The organism is Novosphingobium pokkalii, from assembly GCF_014652855.1.
Classification (GTDB): domain Bacteria; phylum Pseudomonadota; class Alphaproteobacteria; order Sphingomonadales; family Sphingomonadaceae; genus Novosphingobium; species Novosphingobium pokkalii.
The window spans coordinates 1-6,561 of sequence record NZ_BMZP01000026.1 but is presented as its reverse complement, the minus strand read 5'-3'; the positions used below and the strand labels follow the sequence as shown (position 1 = coordinate 6,561).

6 protein-coding genes are annotated in these 6,561 nt (G+C 67.4%); 4 read left to right on the top strand and 2 right to left on the bottom strand.

Annotated features, from left to right (window positions below; translation table 11 throughout):
* Window positions 1–47 precede the first annotated feature (47 nt).
* Together IE191_RS19145 and IE191_RS19140 are read left to right on the top strand one after the other, a co-directional pair.
* Entirely contained in the window at window positions 48–929 is an 882-nt protein-coding gene (locus tag IE191_RS19145; RefSeq protein WP_229815668.1) for a sterol desaturase family protein, read from the top strand.
* A 36-nt stretch (window positions 930–965) separates the two neighbouring features.
* Window positions 966–2,540: a tetratricopeptide repeat-containing sulfotransferase family protein gene (locus IE191_RS19140; protein ID WP_191325986.1), complete on the top strand. Its 1,575-nt coding sequence runs from the start codon at window positions 966–968 to the stop codon at window positions 2,538–2,540.
* 6 nt (window positions 2,541–2,546) lie between these two features.
* Here the strand turns inward: IE191_RS19140 and IE191_RS19135 are convergent, their stop codons facing one another.
* Window positions 2,547–3,449 (bottom strand): glycoside hydrolase family protein, encoded by a 903-nt coding sequence (locus IE191_RS19135; RefSeq protein ID WP_191325985.1) that lies wholly within the window; start codon window positions 3,447–3,449, stop codon window positions 2,547–2,549.
* Window positions 3,450–3,452: 3 nt separating this feature from the next.
* On the bottom strand, window positions 3,453–4,250 hold the full coding sequence (locus IE191_RS19130; RefSeq protein ID WP_191325984.1) for an SDR family NAD(P)-dependent oxidoreductase: 798 nt from the start codon (window positions 4,248–4,250) through the stop codon (window positions 3,453–3,455).
* Between the two features lie 151 nt (window positions 4,251–4,401).
* Here IE191_RS19130 and IE191_RS19125 point away from each other — a divergent pair, with 151 nt between their 5' ends.
* Together IE191_RS19125 and IE191_RS19120 are read left to right on the top strand one after the other, a co-directional pair.
* The gene (locus IE191_RS19125; protein ID WP_191325983.1) at window positions 4,402–5,085 is read left to right on the top strand and encodes a response regulator transcription factor; all 684 of its coding nucleotides are present in this window, start codon (window positions 4,402–4,404) and stop codon (window positions 5,083–5,085) included.
* Window positions 5,069–6,457 carry a HAMP domain-containing sensor histidine kinase gene (locus IE191_RS19120; RefSeq protein ID WP_229815666.1) on the top strand — a complete coding sequence of 463 codons (1,389 nt, stop codon included), beginning with the start codon at window positions 5,069–5,071 and terminating at the stop codon, window positions 6,455–6,457. The genes IE191_RS19125 and IE191_RS19120 overlap by 17 nt, the downstream gene beginning before the upstream one ends.
* Window positions 6,458–6,561: the final 104 nt, after the last annotated feature.

The following is a 6,561-nucleotide window of genomic DNA, read 5'->3' as shown; positions in this document are numbered from 1 at the left end:
TTTCGCGATCCCAGATGGCATGAACGACTGAGATGGATGGCACTGACATGAAACAGCGGCTGACCGGGTTGCTTCCGCCCGCCACGCTTTTGGCGGTGATCCTGTTCTGGGCCTATGCGCCGAAGAGCGTCATCGACTATCCGTGGACGCTGACCATCGTGGCCACGGCAATTTCGGCCTGGCTGCTGCTGCTGGAATGGCTGTTCGAACGGCACGCGGACTGGCGTATGAACTGGCGCGAGTTCTTTACCGACACCTTCTATGTCGTGCTCAGCTCCACGGTCATTTCGCGCGCCACCGATTTCTTTGCCGATGCGCCGCTCAAGGCGGCCAAGGCCCAGGCCGGGCTGGCCACGCCTTGGCTGGAACACCTGCCGTTCCTGGCGCAAGTCGGGCTGATCTTCTTCCTCTTCGAATTCGGGCAATACTGGATGCATCGCGCGATGCACAACTGGACGCCCTTGTGGCTGACCCATGCGCCGCATCACCACATCACCCAGTTGAACGCGCTCAAGGGCTATGTCGGCAATCCGCTGGAACTGTTCCTGATCAGCCTGGGGGTAATCGCACTGCTCGATTTCAGCCCGGTGGCGATCCTCTGCGCGGCCAGTGTGGGCAATGTGGTGGCCGGCTTTGCCCATGCCAACGTGCGCGCCGATCCGCCGTGGTTCTATTCCTACTTCTTCACCACGATCCGCCATCACAGCCTGCACCATTCGGTGGGCTATGAGGAAACGCGCTGCAACTATGCCAATTCGATGATCCTGATCGACCGCGTGCTCGGCACCTATCGCGAGGGCGAAGGCATCTTGGTTGGCCAGGACGAGCGCCGCCGCCTGTCGATCAAGGAGCAGTTCCTGTTTCCCTTCGTGCCGGTGGTCGACGCGATCAAGGCGCGCCGCGAACGCCGGGACGCGGTTCACGGCTGACCTTGCGAGGCCGCTAACCCCATGCCACACCATGGCATGACCTTGACCGAACCGCCGATTTCGCCCGCGCGCCAGGCGCTTGCGCGTGGCGATCTGCCCGGCGTGACCCGCGCGGCCCAAGGGATGCTGGCCACACGGCCCGATCATGCCGAGGCGCTGTTCCTGCTCGGCCTGGCACTGGCCGGCATGGGCCAGGTGCGCGAGGGGATCGCGCGGATCGCGGCTGCCGTGGCGCGCGACCCGCAAGGCGAATATCGCGCACAACTGGCGCGGTTGCTGATCATGACGCGACAGGACAGCGCCGCCGCGCAAGTTCTGGCCGAAGCCGAGCTGGCCTTGCCCGACGATGCGCTGAGCCGCGACACGATGGGCTGCGTCTATGCCCGCCTGGGCGACCACGCCGCCTCGCTGGCGCACTTCGCCCACGCCGTGGCGCAGGCGCCGGACAATCTCGACTATCGTTACAACCACGCCGCCGCGCTCAATTTCGTCGGCGCGGTGGACGAGGCCGACGCGGCGCTCGAAGCGCTGCTGGCCCTGGCGCCGGGCCATGCCCGCGCGCATCACCTGCTGGCCAGCCTGCGGCGGCAGAGCGCCAATGCCAATCACGTGCCCCGCCTGCGCGCATGCCTTGCCCAGGCGCGCGAACCGCACGACCGGTTGCTGCTCGGCTATGCCCTGGCCAAGGAACTCGACGATCTGGGGGAAGGGCAGGCCGCATTCGCCGCTCTGGCCACGGCCAATGCCGAACACCGCGCGCGCTTGCCCTATCGGTTCGCCAGCGACGCGGCCAACTTCGACGCGATCGAGCGTACCTGGCCGCTGCTCGCCGGTGTGCCGGTCCAGGCGCCGCCACAGGATGCGCCGATCTTCGTGATCGGCATGCCGCGCACCGGCACCACGCTGGTCGATCGCATTCTCTCGTCGCACCCGGGCGTGGAAAGCGCCGGCGAATTGCAGGCCATGCCGCTGGCGGTCAAGCAAGCCGCCGGCACGCGCAGCCGCACCGTGCTCGATCCCGAAACCGTGGCGGCGCTGGCGCAGGCCGATCTGGGCGCGGTGGGGCATGACTATCTCGCCCGCGCCCACCACCACCGGCGCGATCCGGCCTTGCGCTTTGTCGACAAGTTCCCCGGCAATTTCCACTATGTAGGGATCATCGCCCGCGCGCTGCCCAGCGCTCGCATCGTCTGCCTGCGGCGCCATCCGATGGACACGGTGCTCAGCAATTTCCGCAATCTCTTCGCGATCACCTCGCGCTATTACGACTACAGCTACGACCTGATGGACATCGCGCGCTATTACGCCCGCTTCGACCGGCTGATGGCGTTCTGGCAGCAGGCACTGCCCGGCCGGGTGCTCGAACTATCCTACGAAGACCTGGTGGCCGACCAGGAAGGCCAGACCCGCCGCCTGCTCGACCATTGCGGGCTGGCGTGGAACGCCGCCTGCCTCGATTTCCACCGCAACGCCGCGCCGGTCTCCACGCCCAGCGCCGCGCAAGTGCGCCGCCCGCTTTATCGCGATGCGCTCGCGCGGTGGAAGCGGCATGAAGCGGAGCTGGCGGAGGTGGCGGCCTACTTCGCCGCCGAGGGCATTGCAGTGTCCTAAGCCTGTTCAGGTGTAGCACCGGATCCGGGCACGCCGCAGGATCTTGTCTTCCAAGGAATAATAGAGCCAGATCGCATCGCCCATCACCAGGCACGAGGCGGCAAAGGCAATATCGGTGGCATCGCGGCTGCGCGCCGGCGGAGGCAACAGGATCGGTTCGATCCCGCGACCGGTGATGTGGGTGAAATCGGGCGAAAAGCTGATCCACCCGATCCGCCAGCGCGCATCGACCGTGGCGCCGTTGTAGAACATCACCGGATCGCAGCCTTCGCGCTGCACGATCGGGCCGGTCGACAGGTGCCAGTTGTCCCAACTGTCGGCGCGTACAGTGAAGGGATCGGGCACCACCGTCCATGGCCCTTGCAGCGATGGCCCCACGGCAAGGCCAATGCGCGAGGCATTGTCCTTGGCATATTCATAGAACAGGCGGAACGTGCCATCAGGTGCCTTGGCCACGGTGGCTTCCTTGATGTTGCCTTCGCCCTCGGGCGCCTTGAGCAGCACCCGCTGCATGCGCAGTTCGGCAAGCGACGGCCCTTCCGCCACCATCAGGGCGCCCTGGCTGCGCCGGGCATCGACGCCGGTGTAGAAGATGACATAGCCGCCGTCCTCGCTTTGCACCAGCGTGGGGTCTTCGCAACCGCCAGCATCGTCCGGGCTGGAACCTGGCTCGATCGCCGGGCCATCGCGCATGGTGAAGCACAGGCCATCGGTCGAATCCCCGGCCCAGATGATGCCGGTGGGATCGGTGGCACGCAATGGATTGGGCAGCACCCGCACCAGCAGGCGAAAGTCTGCCCCTTCGGTCCAGACGAACGGGCTCATCAGGTCGTCATGCGCCAGGCGTCCTTCCGGGCCGGCGATGTCGAGCGTAACGTCCTGCAATTCCTCCACGACGTAGGCGACCATGGCTCAAGCTCCCTGCGCGATGGTCAGCGACAGCGCGCCATCGATGGTGACGGTGGTTCCCGTGATGTAATCGGCCGCAAGCGAAAGCAGGAACAACACGAGGTTCGCGACGTCTTCTGCCGTTCCCGCGCGCCCCCAGGGTATCGCGGCTTCCTTGCGGTGGCGCTCCTCGGGATGATCGAGCGCGGATTGGTTCATCGGCGTCAGAATCATGCCCGGCGCCACGCCGTTGACCGCAATGCGTTGCGGCGCCAGTTCCAGCGCCAGCGTGCGCGTGAGTTGGGCAAGGCCGCCCTTGGCCGCATCATAATCCACGCCGCCGGCCCGGGGCGCCTGCTCGTGAATTGACGAGATATTGACGATGCGGCCGCCGCGCCGATCCGGTTGGGCCGAAAGCCCGCGCACCAGGCGGCGGCAGGTGAGGAATGGGCCATAGAGGTCCGCCCGGATCAATCCATCGAACTGGTCCAGCGGCATGTCGGCAATCATCACGCCGGTCATGTTGCGTCCGGCCGAATTGACCAGCAGATCGACCGGCCCGAACCGGTCTTCCGCGCATGCAAACAGGCGCTCGACGGCATCTTCGCGGCCGACATCCGCCTGGATCGCCGCCGCCCGGCCTCCAGCGCTTTCGATCCGCGCGACGACATCTTGCGCGGCATCGACATCCTGGAAATAGGTCAGCACCACCGGCACGCGGGCTTTGCCGAGGCTGATCGCGGTGGCCCGTCCGATGCCGGATTCACCACCGGTCACGATCGCGACGGAAGCGGGAGCGAAGGAAGCAGGCGGGCTATGCATGGCGCTGATAACGCACGACCCCGGGCAAGGTGCCACAGACCCATGCCAATGTTGCGCCAGGGTCATGGCGGTGTCGCTGGTGAGTGCTGCATTTGGTCACGCCACCGCAACATTGCCGCTTTAGACGCGACCTTTTCCTGGAGGACTGGCCATGCATTGCCTGGTGGTGGAAGACGATCCGGTGATTGCCGCGCACGTGCTCGACGGGCTGCGCGCGGCCGGGCGCTCGGCCGATCATGCGGCCACCGGCCGGGCTGCGCTGGAGCGGCTGGCACAGGCGCGGTATGATGCGGTGGTGCTCGATCGCATGCTGCCTGATCTGGGTGGGCTCGACGTGCTGGGCGCAATGCGCGCGCAGGGGGAGGCACGCCCGCCGGTGCTGGTGCTGAGCGCGCTGGGCTCGCTGGCCGATCGCATCGAGGGGCTGGAAGCCGGCGGCGACGATTACCTGGCCAAGCCCTTTGCGATGGAAGAGCTGCTCGCCCGGCTCAACGCGATCACGCGGCGCCGCCCCGTGCCGGCGGAGGGGGCCAGCCTGGCCGTCGGGCGGCTGGTGCTCGATCCCTCGCGCCACAGCGCCGCGTTCGATGGATGCCAGGCGCTGCTCAACCGCAAGCTCTATTCGCTGCTGGCGCACATGATGCGCCATGCCGACAAGGTGGTGACGCGCGACATGCTGCTGGAGCACGTCTGGGGCTATGCCTTTGCGCCGACCACCAACATCGTCGAAAGCAACATGAGCCGGCTGCGCACGCGGCTGCTCGACCTCGGCATCGATCCGATCGAGACCCAGCGCGGGCATGGCTATGTCCTGCGCAGTGCCGCCTGTGCGTGACGCGGCAGAGACGCAGCCGCAGCGCCCCTTTCCCTTGGGCATGGGGCGGCTGGCCATCCAGTTCGGCGCGCTGTTCGCGCTGGCCATGCTGGCGATGGGCCTGGTGGTGTTCATGGTGGCGCAGCAGCGCATCGCGCGGCGGATCGATGCCGCACTGGAATACCACAGCAGCAAGTACCTTGCCCCGGATCATGGCCGCCCGGCCGACAGCGCCGTGGTCGCCGCCCGGATCGAGGCATGGCAGGCACAAAAGGCCCTGAGTGAGCGCACTTATCTGTTGCTGGGGCGCGATGGGCGGCTGCTGGCGGGGCGCCTGCACATTCCGCCCCCAGCGCCGGGGTTTTCGCCGGTGCGCTATGTCAGCCGCGCGCATGTGGTGCACAAGGGGCGGGCGCTGGCTACGCGCTTGCCCGATGGTGCGCTGTTCGTGGTGGTGCAGCATAGCGAAGCGGCCGAAAGCCTCCAGGCGATCCTGCCCGGCGTGGTGATGGCGATCTTTGCCGGCGCGCTGCTCGCGGGCCTGGCCGCCACTATGCTGTTCGCTCGCCAGACCGCGCTGCGCCTGGCCGAAACCCAGGCCGCAGCCGATGCCATTGCCCGAGGCGACCTGTCGCGGCGCATCGCCACCGACCGGCTGGACGGCATGTTTGCGCACCAGGCCCAGAGCCTCAACCGCATGCTCGACCGGATGGAGGAACTGGTCAACGCCCAGCGCCAGTTTTCCAGCGCCCTGGCGCACGACTTGCGCACGCCGTTGACCAGGCTGCGCGGGCTGCTCGCCTCGGCCCGCCCGGAAAGCGCCGGGGAGAGCGCCAGCGACAGCGACACCCTGATCGAGCGGGCCGAGCGGGAATGCGCCTCGGTCATTGCCATTTTCGATGCGCTGCTGCGCCTGGCCGAGCTGGAATCGGGGCGTCATCCCACGGCGGTGGCCCCGCTCGATCTTGGCAGCCTGGTGGCTGACGTGGCCGAAACCATGGAACCGGTGCTCGCCGATCATGGCGGCGCCCTGCGCCTGGCGCACGTGGACGAAGCGGTCGTGCGCGCCGATGCCGGGCTGGTCAACCAGTTACTGGTCAACCTGCTGGAAAACGTGGCCACGCATACGCCGCCCGGCACCACCGCCACCTTGCGGGTGGAGCGGGCCGGGGAAGGGGCGGTGGTCATCCTTGCCGACGACGGCCCCGGCCTTGCCGCCACCGATCGCAGCCGCGTGGTGCGCCCGTTCGAACGCGGTCCGGAAAGCGCCAGCCGGCGCGGCAGCGGCCTGGGCCTGTCGATCGCCCAAGCCATCGTGCGCTTCCACGGCGGCACCCTGGCCCTGGCCGACAATGCGCCGGGGCTGGAAGTGCGGATGACGTTTCCGGCTTGATCGGCGCAAGGGCTCGCACCACGCCCAACCCCCTCCCCTGAAGAGCAGGGCTATCGCATATGACGGAGTACGGAGAGCAGGAATGCGTCGTTCCAGGCGGCGCG

What these genes read in the sequence shown, in the direction of transcription:
- IE191_RS19145 (WP_229815668.1), top strand. Translation starts at nt 48, where the DNA reads ATGAAACAGCGGCTGACCGGGTTGCTTCCGCCCGCCACGCTTTTGGCG.
- IE191_RS19130 (WP_191325984.1), bottom strand. Translation starts at nt 4,250, where the DNA reads ATGCATAGCCCGCCTGCTTCCTTCGCTCCCGCTTCCGTCGCGATCGTG.
- IE191_RS19125 (WP_191325983.1), top strand. Translation starts at nt 4,402, where the DNA reads ATGCATTGCCTGGTGGTGGAAGACGATCCGGTGATTGCCGCGCACGTG.
- IE191_RS19140 (WP_191325986.1), top strand. Translation starts at nt 966, where the DNA reads ATGACCTTGACCGAACCGCCGATTTCGCCCGCGCGCCAGGCGCTTGCG.
- IE191_RS19135 (WP_191325985.1), bottom strand. Translation starts at nt 3,449, where the DNA reads ATGGTCGCCTACGTCGTGGAGGAATTGCAGGACGTTACGCTCGACATC.